The sequence below is a fragment of the Variovorax sp. SRS16 genome (genome assembly GCF_901827165.1).
Classification (GTDB): Bacteria; Pseudomonadota; Gammaproteobacteria; order Burkholderiales; family Burkholderiaceae_C; genus Variovorax.
Window position 1 is genome coordinate 799,899 of the sequence record NZ_LR594666.1, and the last position, 17,739, is coordinate 817,637.

Genomic DNA, 17,739 nt, shown 5'->3' on the forward strand with positions numbered 1-17,739 from the left:
GGCGAGCGATCGAGCCGATGGACAACCACGCGCTGCTGCTGCAGCTGCTGAACATCGCCTACCAGCTGTCGACGCTGGCGCTGATCACGCTCGGCCTTGCCGTGGTGTTCGGGCTGCTCGGCGTGCTGAACATGGCGCACGGCGAGTTCGTGATGCTGGGCGCCTACTCGGTGGTGGTGGTGCAGGGCCTCGGGCTGCCGCTCCTGTGCGCGGTACCGCTGGCGATGGTCGTCTGCGCAGCCATCGGCTGGGTGGTCGAGCGCTGGCTGATCCGGCCGCTCTATGCGCGGCCCTTCGACACGCTGCTTGCGACCTGGGCGCTGGCGCTGCTGATCCGCAAGGGTGTCGAGAGCCTCTTCGGCAAGGGCTACCGCAATGTCGAGACGCAGATGGCCGCGCCCGTGTCTTTCTTCGGCGTCAGCTATCCGGCCTACCGGCTCGCGCTGATCGCGATGGTGATCGCAATCATGGTCCTGCTGGTGCGCTGGTACCGCGGCAGTTCGGCTGGCCTGCGCGTGCGCGCGATGACCGGCAATCCGGTGCTGGCGCAGGCGCTCGGCATCGACACCGAGCGACTGGCTTCGCGTGCCTTCGTCGTCGGCGTGACGCTGGCAGGCCTTGCGGGCGTGATGCTCGCGCCGCTGGTGCGCATCGAACCCGGCATCGGCGTCGACTACCTGCTCGACTCGTTCTTCGTGCTCGTGGTCGGTGGGCTCGGCACGCTGTCGGGCCTGGGCGGCGGCGTGGCCGTGATCGGTGGCACCAAGGCCGTGGTGTCCGGCCTCGCGGACCAGACCAGCGGCTATGCCGTCGTGCTCGTCCTTTCCATCCTGTTCCTCTGGCTGCGACCCCATGGACTCTTCGGACGCCGTTGAGCGCACCGGCCTCGCGATCGGCGCCGGGCCTGTGCTGAAGCCATGGATCGGAACCTTCGCGCTGGCCCTCGGCCTGATCGCGGTGCCGCTGGTGGCGGACAACTTCGTCGCCTACGAGATCGCGCTGTTCCTGATCTACGGCATCGCGACGCAGGGCGTGGCGCTGTGCTGGGGCCAGTGCGGCTTCCTGCCGCTGGGCCATGCGCTGTTCTTCGGCCTCGGCGCCTACCTCGCGGGCGGCATCCTCAAGGCGGCCCAGCAGGGCAGTGCGTGGCTGGCGCTGCTGCCGATCGCGGTGCTGCTGCCGGCGGCGCTGGCGTGGCTGATCGCGCACCTGGTGTTCGTGCGCAATGCGCGCAGCGGGCCCTTCTTCTCGCTGATCACGCTCGCGGCCACCATGCTCGGCTTCCTCGCGGCGCAGCAGTGGAGCGCGGTCACCGGTGGCTTCAACGGCCTCTCGGGCATCCCTGAGCTGCCGGGCACCGAGCGCTTCACCACGCTGTACTGGGTGATCGCAGCGGTCGCCGTCGCCAGCACCGGCGGGCTGACGCTGCTGATGCGCCGGCCGATCGGCGTGCTCTGGCGCGCCATCGCGCAGAACGAGGACCGGCTGCAGTTCTTCGGCTTCGCGACCCATCGCTGGAAGGCCGGCGCCTTCGCGCTGTCGGCCGCGCTGGCGGCGCTGGCGGGCCTGCTGTTCGCGGCCCACCAGGGCATCGTCACGCCGCTGGCGACGGACTATGTGCTGGCCACTCAGTTCGTGATCTGGGCGGCCGTCGGCGGCAAGGCGAGTCCGCTCGGTGCCTTGCTCGGTGCCGTCATCGTCGGCTATGCCTCGTCCGAGCTGCGCGATCACTTCAGCGCCTGGGAGGTGATCGTCGGCATCGCGTTCATGGGCGTGGTGCGCTTCCTGCCGAACGGCGTCGCGGGATGGTTCGAGCGCTGGCGCCGGGCCGAGGCGCCGCCCCACGCGGTGCCGGCGCCCGCGGCACCGCTGCGCGGCCTGCCGTCGCTGGTCTTCGAGGAGGTCGCCACCGGGCATGCGGGCGTGACGATCCTCGACGGGTTGACGCTCGCGTTGCAGGGGCCGGGCATCCGCTGCGTGATCGGTCCCAACGGCGCCGGCAAGACCTCGTCCTTCAACGTGATGACCGGCCGGCTGCCGGTGCGCGGCGGCCGCATCCATTTGCATGGCGAGGACATCTCGGGCTGGCCCGCATGGCGCGTGGCGCGCCGTGCGGTGGGCCGCAAGTTCCAGATCCCGGCGGTGTTCGCCGAGCTCAGCGTGCGGCAGAACCTCGCCATCGCCTTGTGGGCCGAGCGGCTCGGCGGGGGGCAGGCCTTCGCGCGCGCGCCGCTCGGCTGGCACTCGCCGATGGAGGACGAGATGCTGGGCCTGTTCCCGATGCTGCAGAGGCAGCTCGACCTGCCCGCGGGCCGGCTCGCGCAGGGCGACCGGCAGGCGCTCGAATTCGTGATGACCGTGCTGCCCGAGCCGCGCCTGTTGCTGCTGGACGAGCCGTGCGCCGGCCTGTCGCCCGCGGAGACGCGGCGCATGATCGATGCCATCAAGGTGGCCGCGCGCCGGCTCGATGCCGCGGCGCTGGTCATCGAGCACGACATGAGCGCGGTCGCGGTCATCGCCGGCCATGTGTATGTGCTCCACCAGGGCCGGCTGCTGGCCGAGGGCAGCCTGGCCGAGGTGCAGGCCGATGCCCGGGTGCGCGCGGTCTATGCGGGAGGCAGCAAGTGACCGAGGCTTTCGTCTTCGACGGCGTGGTCGCGGGCTACGGCGACACCACGGTGCTGCGCGGCATCGGCGGCGCGGTCCGGCCGGGCTGCGTGCTCGGCGTGCTGGGCCGCAATGGCGTGGGCAAGACGACGCTGATGCGCGCGCTGGCCGGCTTCCTGCCGCTGATGAGCGGCAGCGTGCGCTTCGGCCCGCGCGAGCTGGCGAAGGTGCCCGCGCATGCGCGCCTCGCGGCGGGCATCGCCTACAGCCCGCAGGAGGACACGGTGTTCACCGAGCTCAGCGTCGGCGAGAACCTGCGGCTGCATCTGGCCGATGGCGGCATGGCGCGCTATGCGCCTTACTTCGAGGCCTTTCCGCGCCTGGCCGAACGCGGTGCGCAGCGGGCCGGATCGCTCAGCGGCGGCGAGCGCAAGCTGCTCGCCTTCACGCGCACGCTGGCGCTGGATGCGGCGGTCACGCTGATGGACGAACCGACCGAGGGCGTACAGCCGGAGAACATCGAGCGCATGTCGCGCCTGGTGCGCGCGCGTTGCGAGGCAGGGGCCGGCTTCGTCATCGTCGAGCAGAACCTGTCCTTCGTGCTCCGCACGGCCGACGAGGTGCTGCTGCTGGACCATGGGGAGGCCGTGCTCGCGGGGCCGATCGGCGGATTCTCCAGGAGCGACCTCGAGGGCCGGCTCGTCGTGTGAGGCTCGGAGCGCGGGCCTACAGCAGCTGCGCGGGCATCGTCTCCACGCCCCATTCGGCGCGCATGCCCGACAGCATGAGTCCGGTGTGCGTGTGCGTGTGCGTGTGCGTGTGCGCCGCAGCGGCCTCGGCCGCCTCATGCGAGCGCAGCGCGGCGACGCCGGATGCGGTGGCCGAATTGTGGGTCGGCAACGGGCCGCGCGCATAGTCGACGACGGTGGGCGTGTCGCCCGGCTGTCCCGAGACGATGATCGTCCAGTAGTAGTGCCCGGGGATGGGCTCGTCGACGATCAGCTCCAGATTCTTCTTCATCATCATTGTCCGTTGGGTGGAGGCCATGCCGTATTGGGCGTGCAAACGCCGCAGGGCGGGGAGTGCGGATTTCACGGATCGGCGAATCGTCGGTAAAGATGCGGCCGCGACGACACAGCCGCGGCGCGGGTTCAGAATGGCGAGCCGGCAGCCCGCGCTGCGTTCAACCAGGTGCCACGCCATGCCCCAGCACATCGGAATCGTCGGCTGCTCCGCGGAAGGAGCGGCCCTTTGCTATCGCACGATCTGCGCCGAAGGCGCGCAGTTCCTCGGCCCGCACGCGCATCCCGAAGTCTCGATGCATACCTTCTCGCTCGCCGACTACACGCAGTGCCTCGACCGCGGCGACCTCGCGGGCGTGGGCGAGCTGATGCTCGGCTCGGCGCACAAGCTCGCGAGGGCGGGCGCCGACTTCCTGATCTGCCCCGACAACACCATCCACCAGGCTTTTTCGCATGTGCAGGCGCGCTCGCCGCTGCCGTGGCTGCACATCGCCGAGGTGGTTGCGGCCGAAGCCGTGCGGCGCGGCTTCGGCCGGCTCGCCATCACCGGCACGCGCTGGCTCGTGGACAGCGAGGTCTATCCCGAGAAGCTCGCCGCGCGCGGCCTTGCGTACGTGCGCCCGAGCGTGGAGGACCGCACGGACATCCATCGCATCATCATGGACGAGCTGGTCCGCGGCATCTTCGAGCCGGCGTCGGTGGCCAGCTTCCAGCGCGTCATCGCGCGGCTGAAGGACGAGGGCTGCGATGCCGTGGTGCTCGGCTGCACCGAGATCCCGCTGATCATCGACGACACCCACTCGCCGCTGCCGACGCTCGATTCGACGCGCCTGCTGGCGCGCGCCGCGCTGCGCCGCGCGGTCGAGGTCGACACGGCCCGGCGCTGAAGGCCGTTCGCGCGCAACTCCCGTTTCTTCCACCAAGGACCTGCCATGCTCAAGACCTCCGGTTTGTATGCCTACGTTCCTGCCCACGACGTCGAACGCTGCCGCGCCTTCTATGCCGACACGCTCGGGCTCGGCCCGGGCCGCAAGGCCGGCCCCGGCTATACCTTCGAGTGCGCGAAGGGCACCGCCTTCTTCGTCTATCCGACGCCCAATGCAGGAACCAACCAGGCCAGCTGCGCGTTCTGGCAAGTCGACGACGTGGAAGCCGTGGTCGCGTGGCTGAAGGGCCGCGGCGTCGTGTTCGAAAGTTATCCGATGCCCGAGAGCGCGCCCGGCAGCAACGTCTATCCGAACCAGGGCGCCAAGGCCGCGTGGTTCAAGGACACCGAAGGCAACATCATGGCGGTGGTGGAAAGCAGCTACTGAATCGGAGACTTGCGATGGCGACATTCCTGTTGATTCACGGCGCCTGGTCGGCCGCATGGGCCTGGAAGAAGCTGCGCGCGCCGATGCGCGATCGCGGCCACGAACTCTTCACGCCGACCCACACCGGGCTCGGCGAACGCGCGCATCTCGCGCGGCCCGAGATCGACCTCGAGGCGCATATCGCCGACGTGCTGGCCGTGATCGAGTTCGAGGATCTGCACGACCTGGTCGTGGTCGGCCACAGCTATGGCGGCATGGTGGCGACGGGCGTGGTCGACCGCGTGCACGAGCGCGTCAGGCGCCTGGTCTACCTCGATGCCTTCGTGCCCCGCGACGGCCAGTCGGTCTTCGATCTGCTCGGCGAGCCGACGCACCAGCAGGCGATCGCGCTGGCGCGCCAGGGCGGCGACGGTTGGCGCGTGCCGCCCAATCCGATGCCGCCCGACACGCCCGAAGCCGACAAGGCCTGGGCCATGCCGCGCCGCCGGATGCAGCCGCTGCGCACGCTGGAGCAGCGCCTGCCGCTGACCGGCGCGGTGGATCGCGTGCGCCGCTCGTACATCTACTGCACGCGCGTCGCGCCCGGCGATCCGTTCCGGCCTTTCGCGCAGCGCGCGCAGGCCGAGGGCTGGGACTACCGCGCGCTCGATGCCAGTCACAACCCGCAGATCACGATGCCGGAGACCTTGGCAGACGTGTTCGACGAGATCGCGCGATAGGCCGGCTCGTCGCATTGGCAGCGATGGCGCCTCCGATGCGTGCGCCATCGCACCGAAGCGATCACGCCTGAACGCAGTCGCTTGGAAATTTGCTGAACATGGCCGCTTTCATGTTCGTATATCTCCCAGATTGAAAGAGTGACCGCCTGTACGTACTCTCTGCCGCCGTCCCCGTTTCTTGCGCGACAAGCGATGGGCGACGCACAGGGAGGAGCAGCACGTGCCGCGTCGCGTTTCCTTGCACATGAAACCCTCGGGGGGGCGCATGGGACAGCACGGACCCGGCGCACGGTCCCTCCGCTTCTGCCAATTCGGCCGCGGCTGAATACAGGGCCCGGTTCGCCGAGGCAGCTGCGGCGCAACAGGAGAACCCCTTGGTCTCCTACAAGTCTCTCTCCGGTGCTGCCCGGCGCGGTCGTCTCGAATGGATGTGCCGCCAGGGCGTTCCGGTCACGGCGCAGTCGGCCGCGGCCGTGCGTACGCTGCTCCAGGGTGCTGTCACCGACGACGAGCGCATCGTGCTGGTGCGCATTCTGGGAAACCTGTACACCGAGGAGGATGCGACCGGCTACAACGCCGACATTCTTCTGGATCTGCGGGCGCTCGCGAATGACGGCAACAAGGAGGTGGCGCATGCGGCGGTGTCGACCTTTGCAGGGATCGGCTATCTGCCCGGATCGGATGCATTGCTCAAGGATGCTTTCGACCACCAGCTGCTCGACCCCCAAGACTATTCCCGCGAGATGCTGCGCCTGATGGCCACGGCGCCGGCGGATGCCTGGGCCGGCATGCTGGACCGTCTCGCGGCGCAATCCGGAATGTCCGTGGCGGACACGCTGATCGTGCCGCTTCAGCAGGACCCGGCCTTGCTGAAAAAATACGCATCCGCCAATCTCGAAAGACTTCGGCAATTCATCGAGAAGAACGAGCCCGTGTTTCTCGATGCACCGGATCAATTCGATTTGAATCTCGCGACCCGGTACGCCAATTGGTTGCGGGCCATGGCGTGCATCGAAAGCCAGCGTTCGGGAATGGCGGCCGACGATGTGCTGGTCGGCACGTTGAGCGTGCCCGGAACCGACGGTCGAAAGATCATCGCGTACCTGCTGTCCCCCGAGGCAACGCCGCTGCTGCGGTCCGCGCATGCGGACTCGCCGGCGGCAGGGCTCGTCGACATCGTGGGTCGCTATGCCGCGCAGTACCCGGGCAGCATGCCGCTGCAACAGACGGCCATGGTCGTCACGCACGGCGCAGCTCCACCTCGAGGGGAGAGCCGATGAAACATCACGGCCGGCGGGGCACGCAATGTCCGGGAGACGCATTGGCTGTACATCTGGATGGCCGTCAACGACAACACCGCGTCCTCACTGGTTCTGCTTGTGCTCGCCGGGGCCATGCGGCCCCGCGGGACGGCCGCCGCGTTCATGCGGCTGCGGCTGCGGCTGCGGTTGCCGCTGCTCCGCGCGCGGCGGGCGAGCTTGGGCTTGCGCCTGCCGCTGTGCTTGAGCCTGCTGTGTCCGTTGCTGCTGCGCCTGCATCTGCTGCTGACGCGTTTGTGTCTGCGCCTGTGCCTGTGCCTGTGCCTGCTGGTTGCGTGCCTGCTGCGCTTGTGCACGTTGTTGCTGTTGCTGCTGGCGGGCCTGCTGTTGTTGGTTTTGTTGCAGCTGTTGCGCCTGGGCGCGTTGCGAGGCGTCTTCCCGCCGATGCGGCGGGCGCTGTGGCTGTTGCTGCAGCACGTGGGCCTGCTGTTGCGTCGGCTGCTGCGTCCGTCGTTGCTGCGCCTGCTGCTGTGCCTGCGCCTGTGCTTCCTGCGCACGGATCTGTCGCGTCTGTTGGCGTGGTGCCTGTGCCTGCTGCTGGCGTCGCTGTTCCTGCTGCGCGCGCGCCTGCTGTTGCTGTTGCAGCATGGCTTGCTGCGCCAGTGCCCGTTGACCCTGCTGGGCTTGCTCGCGCTGCAGCTGCTCCGCCTGCTGCTGGCGTTCCTGTACCTGCAGGGCTCGCACCTGCTGCGGATTGGCGCCGTTGACGACGGTGTTGCGGATGTGGTTGTTCACCACCGTGGTCGAGCGCGAGATGTAGGTCGAGCGGTTGTAGACCACCGCGGGCCGATCGAAGGCCGGCTGCGCCCGCGCACTGCCGCCGCGCGCGCCGTCCGGCCGGCCCCAGTGCATGCCCCATGCGTGCCAGCCCCAGTCATGGCGTTCGAGTGCCGCGCCGACCACCACGCCGACGCCGAAACCCAAGGCACCGGCCGTGGCATAGGACGGCGGCGAATAGACGTAGCCGGGATAGATCGCCACCGGGTCGCCATAGAACTGCTGCGGATCGTAGGCCGGCACGTAGACCACGTCGGGCTGTGCCGGTTCGATGGTGATGAACTGCGGCGGCGGCACGATGATCGGCGGCCCTGCATAGAGCAAGGGCGCGTTCGGATCCGGCGTGTAGTCGGGCGGCGCAACGGCCGTCGCGACGCGCAGCCGCGTCGTGCTCTGGAGCTTGCCCGCTTTCGACGCGCGCTGGCGCATGACCTGGATCGCGTTCATCACGTCGTCCGGATCGTTGTAATAGGCCTCGCCCAATGCGGTGGTCCACGGCAGGTTCTTCGCCATCTGGTCGAGCACCGGCCTGAACGCGGTCAGCGACTTCACGCTCGCGTCCCAGGGCTGCTGTTGCGCGGCATCGGCCAGCGGGCCGCCTTTGAGCGTGCCGTTCTGGGCCAGCCATTGGTCGGCGGCCGTCACCTGCTCGGGGTAGGTCGCGCCCGCGAGCACCTGTGCCACCAGCTTGTCCGGGTAGAGCGCGATCGGCGCGACCATCTCGTAGAGCTGGTCGGCGCTCGGCGGCGTATAGCCCGTGGGGCTGGGCGCCGCGGGCGCGACGGCGGAGGGTGCTGCAGCAGCGGGTGCGTTGGCCGGCACGGATGCGGTCGGCGCGGCAGGCGCAGGCGCGGTGCCGGGCTTGTCGCAACCTGCGAGCATCAGCGCAGCGGCGCAGAGCGCGACCGCGAGCGGCCGGGAAACCTGAAGGGGAGGGTGTGATGTCATCGTCATGGAATGCCGACCCTAGCGTACGCGCCGGCGCCACCTGTGACAGCCGGTATCCGCTGCGCGTGTCAGCGTGATCCGCCCTGCCAGAGCTGCCCGAGCGGCAGCACCACGCCCGCGAACAGCGAGTTCGCCGCCGGCCGCGGCCGCACCGCGTGCGCGATGCCGAAGTCGAAGGTCAATCGCTTGTTCGGGCTGAAGGTCAGTGCCGAGAGAAACTGCAACCCGTTGTCGGCGCCGCGGCGATGCGTGCCGGAGACTTCGCCCGTCAGTCCCCAATGTTCGGACAGCGGGATCGAGAACGAGGTCGATGCGCCCAACTGCGTGCGCGCGCTGCCGGGATCGGCCAGGCCCAGGCGCGTGGCATTGAGATTGGCGTCCATGTGCACCGGGCCGAAGTCGCGGCTGTAGATGGTGTTGATCGTGTAGTCGGTCTTGCCGCTGCCGATCGTGTCGCGGGCGGTCGGAATCTTGACGCCGAATTCCATGCCGAAGGCGCTCGCGTCATCGACGATCCACGCGCGCTTGAGCGTGACGGTGGTGTCGCCCACGCCCTGCGATCGACCGAGGTCGTTGTCCTGCGTCCAGACATGCGCGTCGCCGCCGACCAGCACGCCCCACTCGTTGCTGAAAGCGAGCTTGAAGAGGTAGGGCAGGCTGCTGCGATGCGAAGTCCCGTCGCTCATGCGCAGGCCACCGAGCTCGAACTCGAGCTGCCCGGGGTAGGGCAGCTGCGCGGGACTGGAGACCGAAGGGCGGTAGGGCGTGATGGGCGGGCCTTCGTCGTCATCGGCCGCGTGTGCGGCGCCGGCGCCGGCGAGTGCCATGGCCGCCAAGGCGATCGGCAGGCCTGTGCCCACGGGTCGCGGGCGTGGTCTTGGGAGAACAGCGTGTGTCATGGGATGCATCGGAAGAGAGGACCTGGATTCTGACCCGGCCGCATCGCCGGATCTAAGATCGGTGCGTGGAAATGCCCGCCGTCTTCGATGCATCCTCGGCCGCTGCCGCCATCCATCGTCTCGCAGCCCGGCTTCGTGCCGAGCGCGTCGAGCACTTTCGCCCGCCGCCACCGGAGCCCACCACCTGCTGCGGCCGCGGCTGCGACGGTTGCGTCTGGGAGGGCTATTTCGCAGCGGTCGCGTGGTGGTGCGAAGACGCGGCGATGCGGCTGAAGCAGTCGTAGAAGCGGCCCCGCATTGCGCAGATTGAAGACGACTTCGACGGTGCAGCAGAGACCCGTTTCACCCCGCCTTGTCCACGAACCCGCCTGCCTTCGCCTCATGCGGCAGCGACCACCCGAAGTACACCTCCGCCTCGGCGATCTTCCCGTCGCGTGTCGTCAGGATCTCCGTGTTCCGGAACCGGTGCCCGCCCTTGACGCGGCCTTCGTAGGTGATGAAGACACGCGGTCCATCCTGCACCAGGTGGACGTAGTCGAAGCCTTCGGTGTTCTCGCTGTTCGGCCAGCAGCGCGCGAAGTAGGCGGCGCGGTCCAGCCGGTTGTCGAGCGGGCTCGTGAAGTGGAAGTCGTCCGCCAGCAATGCTTCGATCGCTGCGCGGTCCTTGCTCACGTAGGCCGCGTAGCAGGCCTTGACCAAGGCGATGGGGTCGGTGTGCGATGACGTCATCGCTTCACTCTAGCCATCGCCCAGGGCGCCGCAAGTCGCCGCCGTCCTACGCGATCGCCACGCCCACCCTGGCGCCGGCCGCCTCGATCTCGGTCCAGGTCGTGTCGTCGAGCGCAATGCCGTCGCGCTCGCGCGCCATGCGCGCGCTGCGCTCCGGCTCGCCCGCGATCTGCACCGCATCGAAGCCGGCGCCCGGCGGGCTTTGCCGCAGCCAGTCGATGAAGGCCTTCGCCTCCTCAGCGAAGCTTTGCTGGGTGCCCAGCTTCGCCGGATCGATCAGCACGGTCAGCATGCCGTTGAACACCGGCCGCGCCGTGTCGGCCTCGCGGTGCCAGGTGCCGCTGCCGGTCAGCGCGCCGCCGAGCAGTTCGCAGGCCACGGCCATGCCGTAGCCCTTGTGCTCGCCGAAGGTCATCAGCGCGCCGAAGAGCCCGTTGCGCTGCGGGACGACGACCACGCCCGGATCGTCGGTCGGCGCGCCACGTTCGTCGATCAGGTAGCCCGCCGGCACGCGCTCGCCCTTGTTGTGGGCCACGCGCATCTTCCCCTGCGCCACGCGGCTGGTCGCGAAGTCGAGGATGAACGGCTCCGCGCCCGCGAGCGGCACGCCGATGCAGCAGGGGTTGGTGCCGAAGCGGCCGTCGCCCCCGCCCCAGGGCGCGACCACGGGGCGCGACAGCACGTTGACGAAATGCATCGACACGAGCCCTTGCGCGGTCGCCATCTCGGCGAAGTGGCCGATGCGGCCCAGGTGGTGCGCGTGGGCGAGCGACAGGATGCAACTGCCCTGTTGCCGGGCACGCGCGATGCCGAGTTCCATCGCCTGCACGCCGACGACCTGGCCATAGCCGCGCTGGCCGTCGAGCGCGAGCATTGCGCCGGCGTCGAGGTCGACCTTGACCGAGGTGTTGGGTTGGAGGCCGCCTTCGGCGATCGCATCGACATAGCGCGGCACCATGCCGACGCCATGCGAGTCATGGCCGCTCAGGTTGGCGAGCACGAGGTTGGCCGCGACCTGTTCGGCCTCGGCTTGCGCGCTGCCGGCGGCGGCGAGGATGCGGGTGATCCGGGTGCGAAGGGCGGCGGGTGCGAGGGTGATGGTCATGGTGGGTATCTGCTATGCGTCGCGCGCTCACATCACCGCACCGACTTGCCATGGCACGAACTCGTTCTGACCATAGCCATGCTTCTCGCTCTTGCTCTGCGCGCCCGACGCCGTCGCCAGCACCAGTTCGAAGATGCGCTGCCCCATCTCCTGGATCGACGCGGTGCCTTCGACGATCTCGCCGCAGTTGATGTCCATGTCTTCTTCCTGCCGCTGCCACAGCGCCGAGTTGGTGGCGAGCTTGAGCGAGGGCGAGGGCGCGCAGCCATAAGCCGAGCCGCGTCCGGTGGTGAAGCAGATCATGTTCGCGCCGCCGGCCACCTGGCCGGTCGCGCTCACGGGGTCGTAGCCCGGCGTGTCCATGTAGACGAAGCCGTGGGCGGTCACCGGCTCGGCGTATTCGTACACCGCCTCGAGGTTGCTGGTACCGCCCTTGGCGACCGCGCCCAGGCTTTTCTCGAGGATGGTGGTGAGGCCGCCGGCCTTGTTGCCGGGCGAGGGGTTGTTGTTCATCTCGCCTTCGTTGATGGCGGTGTAGTGCTCCCACCAGGCGATGCGGTCGACCAGCTTCTGGCCGACCTCGCGCCGCACCGCACGGCGCGTGAGCAGATGCTCGGCGCCATAGACCTCGGGGGTCTCCGACAGGATCGCGGTGCCCCCATGCGCGACCAGCAGATCGACCGCCGCGCCGAGCGCGGGGTTGGCGCTGATGCCCGAGTAGCCGTCGGAGCCGCCGCACTGCAGGCCGATGGTGATGTGCGCCGCGCTGCAGGGCTCGCGCTTCACCGCATTGGCGCGCGGCAGCATCTCGTTGATCAGCGCGATGCCTTTCTCGACCGTCTTGCGCGTGCCGCCCGTGTCCTGGATGTTGAAGACGCGGAAGTTCTCGCCTTCGGCCAGATTGCCGGTGGCGAGCCACGCGTTGATCTGGTTCGCCTCGCAGCCCAGCCCCACCACCAGCACGGCTGCGAAGTTGGCATGCGTGGCATAGCCGGTGAGCGTGCGTTCGAGGATCTGCATGCCCATGCCCTGCGTGTCCATGCCGCAGCCGGTGCCGTGCGTGAGCGCGACGATGCCGTCGACGTTGGGATAGGCCGCGAGCGCCTGCGGGTTCGTCCGGCGCGAGAAGTGGTCGGCGATCGCACGTGCGGCGGTGGCCGAGCAGTTGACGCTGGTGAGCACGCCGATGTAGTTGCGCGTCGCCACGCGGCCGTCGGCGCGCCGGATGCCCATGAAAGTGGCTTCGCGGCGCGCGGGCGCCGGCTTGACGTCGGCGCCGAAGGCGTAGTCGCGCGCGAAGTGGCCCTTGTCCGGACCCATGTCGAGGTTGTGCGTGTGCACGTGCTCGCCGGGCGCGATCGGCTTGCTCGCGAAGCCGATGATCTGGTTGTAGCGGCGCACCGGCTCGCCCTGCGCGATGGCGCGCACGGCGATCTTGTGGCCGGGCGGGATCAGGCCGCGCGCGACCACGTTCTCGATCGCGGCGCCGCCGAGCACCTGTGCGCGTGCGATCACCACGTCGTCGGCGGGATGGAGTCGGATGAAGGGGTTCATGGGAGTTCTTTCATCAGGGCGCATGGGCGCGGCGCCAGCTCACGGAGAAACGCTGGTGCGCCTTGTCCATGTGTTCGTGCATGGCCATGCGTGCCGCATCGGGGTCGCGCGCAACGATGGCGGCCAGCACGGCTTCGTGTTCGGTGATCGCGCTCTGCCACGACTTGCCCGTCTCGAAATAGCCGCCCAGCCGCTTGAACAGCGGGCCGAGGCGCGAATCGAGAAAGCCCTGCACGGTCTCGGTCAGCACGGCATTGCCGCTGGCGCGCACGATGGCGAGGTGAAAGGCGCGGTCGGCGTCGAGCGGCATCACGCCGCGTGCGGCGAGCTCTTTCATGTCGTCGAGCGCGCGCGCGATGGCATCGCGGTCGGCGCGCTTGGCCAGCGTGGCGGCGAGCGCGGCGGTCTCGCCCTCGACCACGCGGCGTGCGCGGATGAGTTCGAGCGGACCCCAGCCCATCGCCTCGACCGGCGTGCCGCTGCGCTTCGAGCGGTCGAGCACGTAGACGCCCGAGCCGGTGCGCACCTCGACGCGGCCTTCGACCTCGAGCGCGATCAGCGCCTCGCGCACCGAGGGCCGGCTGACGCCGAACTGCTTGGCCAGGTCGCGCTCGGCCGGCAGGCGCGCGCCGATGGCGAACTCGCCCTTCGCGATCAGCGTGCGCAGCTGATCGGCGATCTGGCGGTAGAGGCGTTGCGGTTCGACGGTCTGCAGCGGCACGGTAGCGCGGAGTTTAAGGGTTGTCCTTAATTGGACAAGTGGTCAGGCCAATTCAGAATACGATCCGCACCGGCCCGCAACCATCGGGCGAAACCCTCGACAAGGAAATTCCGCATGAGACTCCAAGGCAAGACGGCGCTCGTCACTGCCGCCGGCCAGGGCATCGGCCATGCCAGCGCGCGGTTGCTCGCGGCCGAAGGTGCGCAGGTCTGGGCCACCGACGTCAACGAGAAGCTGCTCGAAGGCTTTGCCGGCATCGCCAACATCCGCACTGCGAAACTCGACGTGCTCGACAAGGCCGCCATCGATGCCTTCTTCGCCGGCGTGCCGGCGCTCGATGTGCTCTTCAACTGCGCGGGCGTGGTGCACAACGGCACGGCGCTGCAGGCCAGCGACGACGATCTGGACTTCGCGTTCCGCCTCAACGTGCGCGCGCAGATGTGGACCATCCAGGCCGCGCTGCCCGGCATGATCGCGGCCGGGCGCGGCAGCATCATCAACATGGCCAGCGTGTGCTCCAGCATCAAGGGCCTGCCCAGCCGCTTCGTCTACGGCACCACCAAGGCGGCGGTGCTCGGCCTCACCAAGAGCGTGGCGGCCGATTTCGTGGGGCAGGGGATCCGCTGCAATGCGGTGTGCCCGGGCACGGTCGATACGCCGTCGCTCGGCGATCGCATCAACGCCAACGCCGATCCGGTCGCTGCGCGCAAAGCCTTCATCGCGCGCCAGCCGATGGGCCGGCTTGCGCAGGCAGAAGAGATCGCGCCCCTGGTACTGTTCCTTGCCAGCGACGAATCGCAATTCGTCACCGGACAGGCCTACTCGGTCGACGGCGGCATCACGATATGACGCTCGCCCCCAGGCTGCGCGCACTTCGTGTCGCTTCGCCTTCCCCCTGCCGGGGGCGGGCCGGCCGCTTCGGGCGGCCGTGCGCGGCGGCCCCCTGGTATTTCCGTGTCCATTTGAAAGGTCTTCTCTCATGAAACTCGTACGCTTCGGCAACCCCGGCAGGGAAAAGCCCGGCCTCATCGATGCCGACGGACGGCTGCGCGACCTCAGCGCCATGGTCAAGGACATCGGCCCCGATCAGCTCGGCGATGCCGCGCTGGCCAGGCTGCGCAAGCAGAAGGTCGACAAGCTGCCGATCGTCCGCGGCTCGCCGCGCATCGGCTGCCCGGTCGGCGGCATCGGCAAGTTCATCGCCATCGGCCTGAACTACTCCGACCACGCGGCCGAGACCGGCGCCGAGATTCCGAAGGAGCCGATCGTCTTCACCAAGGCGATCTCCTGTATCCAGGGTCCGAACGATCCGGTGATGCTGCCCAAGAACTCGGTCAAGAGCGACTGGGAAGTCGAGCTCGGCGTGGTCATCGGCACGCGTGCACGCTATGTCTCGCAGAAAAGTGCGCTCGACTTCGTGGCCGGCTACTGCACCATCAACGACGTGAGCGAACGCGAGTTCCAGACCGAGCGCGGCGGCACCTGGGACAAGGGCAAGGGCTGCGACACCTTCGGCCCGATCGGCCCGTGGCTGGTCACGCGCGACGAAGTGCCCCATCCGCAGAAGCTCGGCATGTGGCTCGATCTCAACGGCAAGCGCATGCAGACCGGCAGCACCAGGACCATGATCTTCGGCGTCGCCAAGCTGGTGAGTTACGTGAGCCAGTTCATGACGCTGAATCCGGGCGACGTGATCACCACCGGCACGCCGCCCGGCGTCGGCCTCGGCATGAAGCCGCCGCTCTACCTCAAGAAGGGCGACGTGATGACGCTGGGCATCGACGGGCTCGGCGAGCAGCGGCAGAACGTCGTCGCGTTCAAGCTCTGAGATGAGCTCTCCCCCAGCCTCGCCCACTTCGTGTGGCTCTGCACCCCCTTCCAGGGGGCAACACCAGCGGCCCGGCGAAGCCGGTTCCGCGGTGTTTCACGAACGGGCCTGGTTTCGCCGGTCGGTCTGCGGTGACGTATCAGTTTGACTTTGCCGCCGTGCTGGCGCAGTGGCCGCTGCTGCTCGAAGGCGCATGGGTCACGGTGCAGCTGTCCTTCCTGGCGACGGTGATCGGCTTCGTGCTCGGCGCGCTGTGCGCGGTCGGGCGCGGCAGCCGGCACGCGTGGCTGCGGCGTCTGGTCGGTGTGTATGTCGAAGGCATCCGCAACACGCCGCTCCTGATCCAGGCCTATTTCCTGATCTTCGGGCTGTCGAGCGTGGGCGTGACGATGCCGATCCTGGTCGGCGCGGTGCTGGCGCTGGTGATCAACATCGGCGCCTACACCTGCGAGATCATCCGCGCCGGCATCGAGTCGATCCACAAGGGCCAGCTCGAAGCCGCGGACTGCCTGGGCATGTCGAAGCTGCAGGTGTTCTGGCACGTGATCCTGCGGCCCGCGGTGGAGCGGGTCTATCCCTCGCTCACCAGCCAGTTCGTGCTGCTGATGCTGGCGTCGAGCATCATGTCCTCGATCGGTGCCGAGGAGCTGTTCGGCATCGCCAACCGCATCCAGTCCGACACCTTCCGCAACTTCGAGATCTTCCTCGTGCTGTGGGCGGTGTACCTCGCACTGTCGTACCTGATGCGGCTCGGCTTCTGGCTGCTCGGGCAGATCGTGTTCACGCGCCGGCGCAAGCTCGGCACGCCGCTCTGAAAAAGGCCGCGGCATGACGCACGAGCAAGCCACCTACCTGCTGCTGGGCGCCATCGGCACGCTGGAGCTGTCGGTGCTGACCTTCATCGCCGGGGGTCTCGCCGGGCTCGGCATGGCGCTGGCGCGCATCTCGCCGCTGCGCGGCGTGCGCGTCGCCGCGGCGGCGTGGATCCAGGTGATCCAGGGCACGCCGCTGCTGGTGCTGATGGGGCTGTGCTTCTACGGTCCGAACATCCTCGGCATCGGCTCGGTGCCGGCGCTGGTGGCCGCGGCGCTGGCGATGACGGTCTATGCGAGCGCCTTCCTCGGCGAGATCTGGCGCGGCTGCATCCAGTCGGTGCACAAGAGCCAGTGGGAGGCGGCCGAATGCATCGGCCTCACGCGCTGGCAGCGCATGGTCAAGGTGGTGCTGCCGCAGGCGCTGCGCATCGCGACGCCACCGACCGTCGGCTTCATGGTGCAGATCATCAAGAACACCTCGATCGCGTCGCTGGTCATCGGCTTTGCCGAGCTTTCGTACAACGCCAAGGTGCTGAACAACTCGACCTTCCAGCCCTTCATCTATTTCGGCTGCGCGGCGCTGCTGTATTTCGCGATGTGCTATCCGCTGTCGCGCTGGAGCCGCGCGCTGGAAAGGAAACTCAATGCAAGCCGTGGTTGAACTGGACCAGGTCCACAAGAAGTTCGGCGCGCTGCATGTGCTGCGCGGCGTCTCGTTCTCGGTCGGCCGCGGCCAGGTGGTGGCCATCATCGGCAAGAGCGGCTCGGGCAAGAGCACGGCACTGCGCTGCATCGACCGGCTCGAGACCGTCGACAGCGGCAGCATTCATGTCTGCGGCCATGCGGTGCACGACGCCGCGCTCGACGTGCGCGCGCTGCGCCGCGACGTCGGCATCGTGTTCCAGAGCTACAACCTGTTCCCGCACCTGACGGCGCTGCAGAACATCACGCTCGGGCTGACCTCGGTCAAGCGCCTGAGCGCGGCCGATGCGCGCACCATCGCGATGGAGGTGCTGGCGCATGTCGGCCTCGCAGAGAAGGCCGAGGCGTATCCCGAGCAGCTCTCGGGCGGGCAGCAGCAGCGCGTGGCGATCGCGCGCTCGCTCGCGATGAAGCCGCAGGTGATGCTGTTCGACGAAGTCACCTCGGCGCTCGATCCCGAACTCACCGGCGAGGTGCTTCGCGTCATCGAGACATTGGCGGCCGAAGGCATGACCATGGTGCTGGTGACGCACGAGATGGCCTTCGCGCGCGGCGTCGCCGACAAGATCATCTTCATGCACCAGGGCCAGATCTGGGAGGAGGGCGACGCCTCGATGCTGGCCGATCCGAAGACGCCCGAGCTGCAGCAGTTCCTGGGCAACGGCCTCTGAGCCGAGCGCC

Annotated in this window: 20 protein-coding genes; 13 read left to right on the forward strand and 7 right to left on the reverse strand. The window is 68.6% G+C overall.

What is annotated here, in order from left to right; all coding sequences use genetic code 11:
• Window positions 1–17: 17 nt before the first annotated feature.
• From E5P2_RS03885 to E5P2_RS03895, 3 genes are read left to right on the forward strand one after another with little or no spacing between them, the layout of a single operon-like run.
• Window positions 18–875 (forward strand): branched-chain amino acid ABC transporter permease, encoded by an 858-nt coding sequence (locus tag E5P2_RS03885; protein ID WP_162565846.1) that lies wholly within the window; start codon window positions 18–20, stop codon window positions 873–875.
• Complete coding sequence (locus E5P2_RS03890; RefSeq protein ID WP_162565847.1) at window positions 853–2,628, forward strand: branched-chain amino acid ABC transporter ATP-binding protein/permease; 1,776 nt, start codon at window positions 853–855, stop codon at window positions 2,626–2,628. The genes E5P2_RS03885 and E5P2_RS03890 overlap by 23 nt, the downstream gene beginning before the upstream one ends.
• Entirely contained in the window at window positions 2,625–3,317 is a 693-nt protein-coding gene (locus tag E5P2_RS03895) for an ATP-binding cassette domain-containing protein (protein ID WP_232080569.1), read from the forward strand. Before E5P2_RS03890 ends, E5P2_RS03895 begins: the two co-directional genes overlap by 4 nt.
• A gap of 16 nt (window positions 3,318–3,333) precedes the next feature.
• On the opposite strand, the gene E5P2_RS03900 is transcribed toward E5P2_RS03895, so the two are convergent.
• Window positions 3,334–3,627 (reverse strand): hypothetical protein, encoded by a 294-nt coding sequence (locus E5P2_RS03900; protein WP_162565848.1) that lies wholly within the window; start codon window positions 3,625–3,627, stop codon window positions 3,334–3,336.
• Window positions 3,628–3,808: 181 nt separating this feature from the next.
• Here E5P2_RS03900 and E5P2_RS03905 point away from each other — a divergent pair, with 181 nt between their 5' ends.
• The 4 genes from E5P2_RS03905 to E5P2_RS03920 all read left to right on the forward strand — a co-directional run bounded on the left by E5P2_RS03905 (window position 3,809) and on the right by E5P2_RS03920 (window position 6,941).
• Window positions 3,809–4,516 carry an aspartate/glutamate racemase family protein gene (locus E5P2_RS03905; RefSeq protein ID WP_162565849.1) on the forward strand — a complete coding sequence of 236 codons (708 nt, stop codon included), beginning with the start codon at window positions 3,809–3,811 and terminating at the stop codon, window positions 4,514–4,516.
• 45 nt (window positions 4,517–4,561) lie between these two features.
• Window positions 4,562–4,942, forward strand: coding sequence for a VOC family protein (locus tag E5P2_RS03910; protein WP_162565850.1), 381 nt, complete (start codon window positions 4,562–4,564; stop codon window positions 4,940–4,942).
• 14 nt (window positions 4,943–4,956) lie between these two features.
• Window positions 4,957–5,661 carry an alpha/beta fold hydrolase gene (locus E5P2_RS03915; protein WP_162565851.1) on the forward strand — a complete coding sequence of 235 codons (705 nt, stop codon included), beginning with the start codon at window positions 4,957–4,959 and terminating at the stop codon, window positions 5,659–5,661.
• A gap of 374 nt (window positions 5,662–6,035) precedes the next feature.
• Complete coding sequence (locus E5P2_RS03920; protein WP_162565852.1) at window positions 6,036–6,941, forward strand: hypothetical protein; 906 nt, start codon at window positions 6,036–6,038, stop codon at window positions 6,939–6,941.
• A gap of 84 nt (window positions 6,942–7,025) precedes the next feature.
• Here E5P2_RS03920 and E5P2_RS03925 read toward each other — a convergent pair whose 3' ends face one another.
• Together E5P2_RS03925 and E5P2_RS03930 are read right to left on the reverse strand one after the other, a co-directional pair.
• A complete protein-coding gene (locus E5P2_RS03925; RefSeq protein ID WP_162565853.1) occupies window positions 7,026–8,711 on the reverse strand; it encodes a DUF3300 domain-containing protein in 1,686 nt (561 codons plus the stop codon).
• A 62-nt stretch (window positions 8,712–8,773) separates the two neighbouring features.
• The gene (locus E5P2_RS03930) at window positions 8,774–9,565 is read right to left on the reverse strand and encodes a transporter (RefSeq protein ID WP_232080570.1); all 792 of its coding nucleotides are present in this window, start codon (window positions 9,563–9,565) and stop codon (window positions 8,774–8,776) included.
• Window positions 9,566–9,675: 110 nt separating this feature from the next.
• Here E5P2_RS03930 and E5P2_RS03935 point away from each other — a divergent pair, with 110 nt between their 5' ends.
• The gene (locus E5P2_RS03935) at window positions 9,676–9,888 is read left to right on the forward strand and encodes an oxidoreductase-like domain-containing protein (RefSeq protein WP_162570330.1); all 213 of its coding nucleotides are present in this window, start codon (window positions 9,676–9,678) and stop codon (window positions 9,886–9,888) included.
• A gap of 58 nt (window positions 9,889–9,946) precedes the next feature.
• Here the strand turns inward: E5P2_RS03935 and E5P2_RS03940 are convergent, their stop codons facing one another.
• Genes E5P2_RS03940 through E5P2_RS03955 form a run of 4 tightly spaced genes read right to left on the reverse strand, consistent with a single transcriptional unit; the run spans window position 9,947 to window position 13,713 of the window.
• Complete coding sequence (locus E5P2_RS03940; RefSeq protein WP_162565854.1) at window positions 9,947–10,333, reverse strand: nuclear transport factor 2 family protein; 387 nt, start codon at window positions 10,331–10,333, stop codon at window positions 9,947–9,949.
• A 46-nt stretch (window positions 10,334–10,379) separates the two neighbouring features.
• The gene (locus E5P2_RS03945; RefSeq protein WP_162565855.1) at window positions 10,380–11,438 is read right to left on the reverse strand and encodes a malate/lactate/ureidoglycolate dehydrogenase; all 1,059 of its coding nucleotides are present in this window, start codon (window positions 11,436–11,438) and stop codon (window positions 10,380–10,382) included.
• Between the two features lie 27 nt (window positions 11,439–11,465).
• Window positions 11,466–12,992 (reverse strand): UxaA family hydrolase, encoded by a 1,527-nt coding sequence (locus tag E5P2_RS03950; RefSeq protein ID WP_162565856.1) that lies wholly within the window; start codon window positions 12,990–12,992, stop codon window positions 11,466–11,468.
• 13 nt (window positions 12,993–13,005) lie between these two features.
• On the reverse strand, window positions 13,006–13,713 hold the full coding sequence (locus tag E5P2_RS03955) for a FadR/GntR family transcriptional regulator (protein ID WP_162565857.1): 708 nt from the start codon (window positions 13,711–13,713) through the stop codon (window positions 13,006–13,008).
• A 114-nt stretch (window positions 13,714–13,827) separates the two neighbouring features.
• Between E5P2_RS03955 and E5P2_RS03960 the strand changes: the two genes are divergently transcribed.
• From E5P2_RS03960 to E5P2_RS03980, 5 genes are all read left to right on the forward strand, one after another.
• Window positions 13,828–14,562: an SDR family oxidoreductase gene (locus E5P2_RS03960; RefSeq protein ID WP_162565858.1), complete on the forward strand. Its 735-nt coding sequence runs from the start codon at window positions 13,828–13,830 to the stop codon at window positions 14,560–14,562.
• Between the two features lie 130 nt (window positions 14,563–14,692).
• Window positions 14,693–15,541 (forward strand): fumarylacetoacetate hydrolase family protein, encoded by an 849-nt coding sequence (locus E5P2_RS03965; RefSeq protein ID WP_162565859.1) that lies wholly within the window; start codon window positions 14,693–14,695, stop codon window positions 15,539–15,541.
• Window positions 15,542–15,672: 131 nt separating this feature from the next.
• Window positions 15,673–16,356, forward strand: coding sequence for an amino acid ABC transporter permease (locus E5P2_RS03970; RefSeq protein ID WP_162565860.1), 684 nt, complete (start codon window positions 15,673–15,675; stop codon window positions 16,354–16,356).
• Between the two features lie 13 nt (window positions 16,357–16,369).
• Window positions 16,370–17,017 (forward strand): amino acid ABC transporter permease, encoded by a 648-nt coding sequence (locus E5P2_RS03975; protein ID WP_162565861.1) that lies wholly within the window; start codon window positions 16,370–16,372, stop codon window positions 17,015–17,017.
• Entirely contained in the window at window positions 17,001–17,729 is a 729-nt protein-coding gene (locus tag E5P2_RS03980) for an amino acid ABC transporter ATP-binding protein (protein WP_162565862.1), read from the forward strand. Before E5P2_RS03975 ends, E5P2_RS03980 begins: the two co-directional genes overlap by 17 nt.
• Window positions 17,730–17,739 lie beyond the last annotated feature (10 nt).

What these genes read in the sequence shown, in the direction of transcription:
- E5P2_RS03980 (WP_162565862.1), top strand. Translation starts at nt 17,001, where the DNA reads ATGCAAGCCGTGGTTGAACTGGACCAGGTCCACAAGAAGTTCGGCGCG.
- E5P2_RS03960 (WP_162565858.1), top strand. Translation starts at nt 13,828, where the DNA reads ATGAGACTCCAAGGCAAGACGGCGCTCGTCACTGCCGCCGGCCAGGGC.
- E5P2_RS03950 (WP_162565856.1), bottom strand. Translation starts at nt 12,992, where the DNA reads ATGAACCCCTTCATCCGACTCCATCCCGCCGACGACGTGGTGATCGCA.
- E5P2_RS03905 (WP_162565849.1), top strand. Translation starts at nt 3,809, where the DNA reads ATGCCCCAGCACATCGGAATCGTCGGCTGCTCCGCGGAAGGAGCGGCC.
- E5P2_RS03910 (WP_162565850.1), top strand. Translation starts at nt 4,562, where the DNA reads ATGCTCAAGACCTCCGGTTTGTATGCCTACGTTCCTGCCCACGACGTC.
- E5P2_RS03890 (WP_162565847.1), top strand. Translation starts at nt 853, where the DNA reads ATGGACTCTTCGGACGCCGTTGAGCGCACCGGCCTCGCGATCGGCGCC.
- E5P2_RS03940 (WP_162565854.1), bottom strand. Translation starts at nt 10,333, where the DNA reads ATGACGTCATCGCACACCGACCCCATCGCCTTGGTCAAGGCCTGCTAC.
- E5P2_RS03885 (WP_162565846.1), top strand. Translation starts at nt 18, where the DNA reads ATGGACAACCACGCGCTGCTGCTGCAGCTGCTGAACATCGCCTACCAG.
- E5P2_RS03965 (WP_162565859.1), top strand. Translation starts at nt 14,693, where the DNA reads ATGAAACTCGTACGCTTCGGCAACCCCGGCAGGGAAAAGCCCGGCCTC.
- E5P2_RS03975 (WP_162565861.1), top strand. Translation starts at nt 16,370, where the DNA reads ATGACGCACGAGCAAGCCACCTACCTGCTGCTGGGCGCCATCGGCACG.
- E5P2_RS03945 (WP_162565855.1), bottom strand. Translation starts at nt 11,438, where the DNA reads ATGACCATCACCCTCGCACCCGCCGCCCTTCGCACCCGGATCACCCGC.
- E5P2_RS03915 (WP_162565851.1), top strand. Translation starts at nt 4,957, where the DNA reads ATGGCGACATTCCTGTTGATTCACGGCGCCTGGTCGGCCGCATGGGCC.
- E5P2_RS03935 (WP_162570330.1), top strand. Translation starts at nt 9,676, where the DNA reads ATGCCCGCCGTCTTCGATGCATCCTCGGCCGCTGCCGCCATCCATCGT.
- E5P2_RS03925 (WP_162565853.1), bottom strand. Translation starts at nt 8,711, where the DNA reads ATGACGATGACATCACACCCTCCCCTTCAGGTTTCCCGGCCGCTCGCG.
- E5P2_RS03900 (WP_162565848.1), bottom strand. Translation starts at nt 3,627, where the DNA reads ATGAAGAAGAATCTGGAGCTGATCGTCGACGAGCCCATCCCCGGGCAC.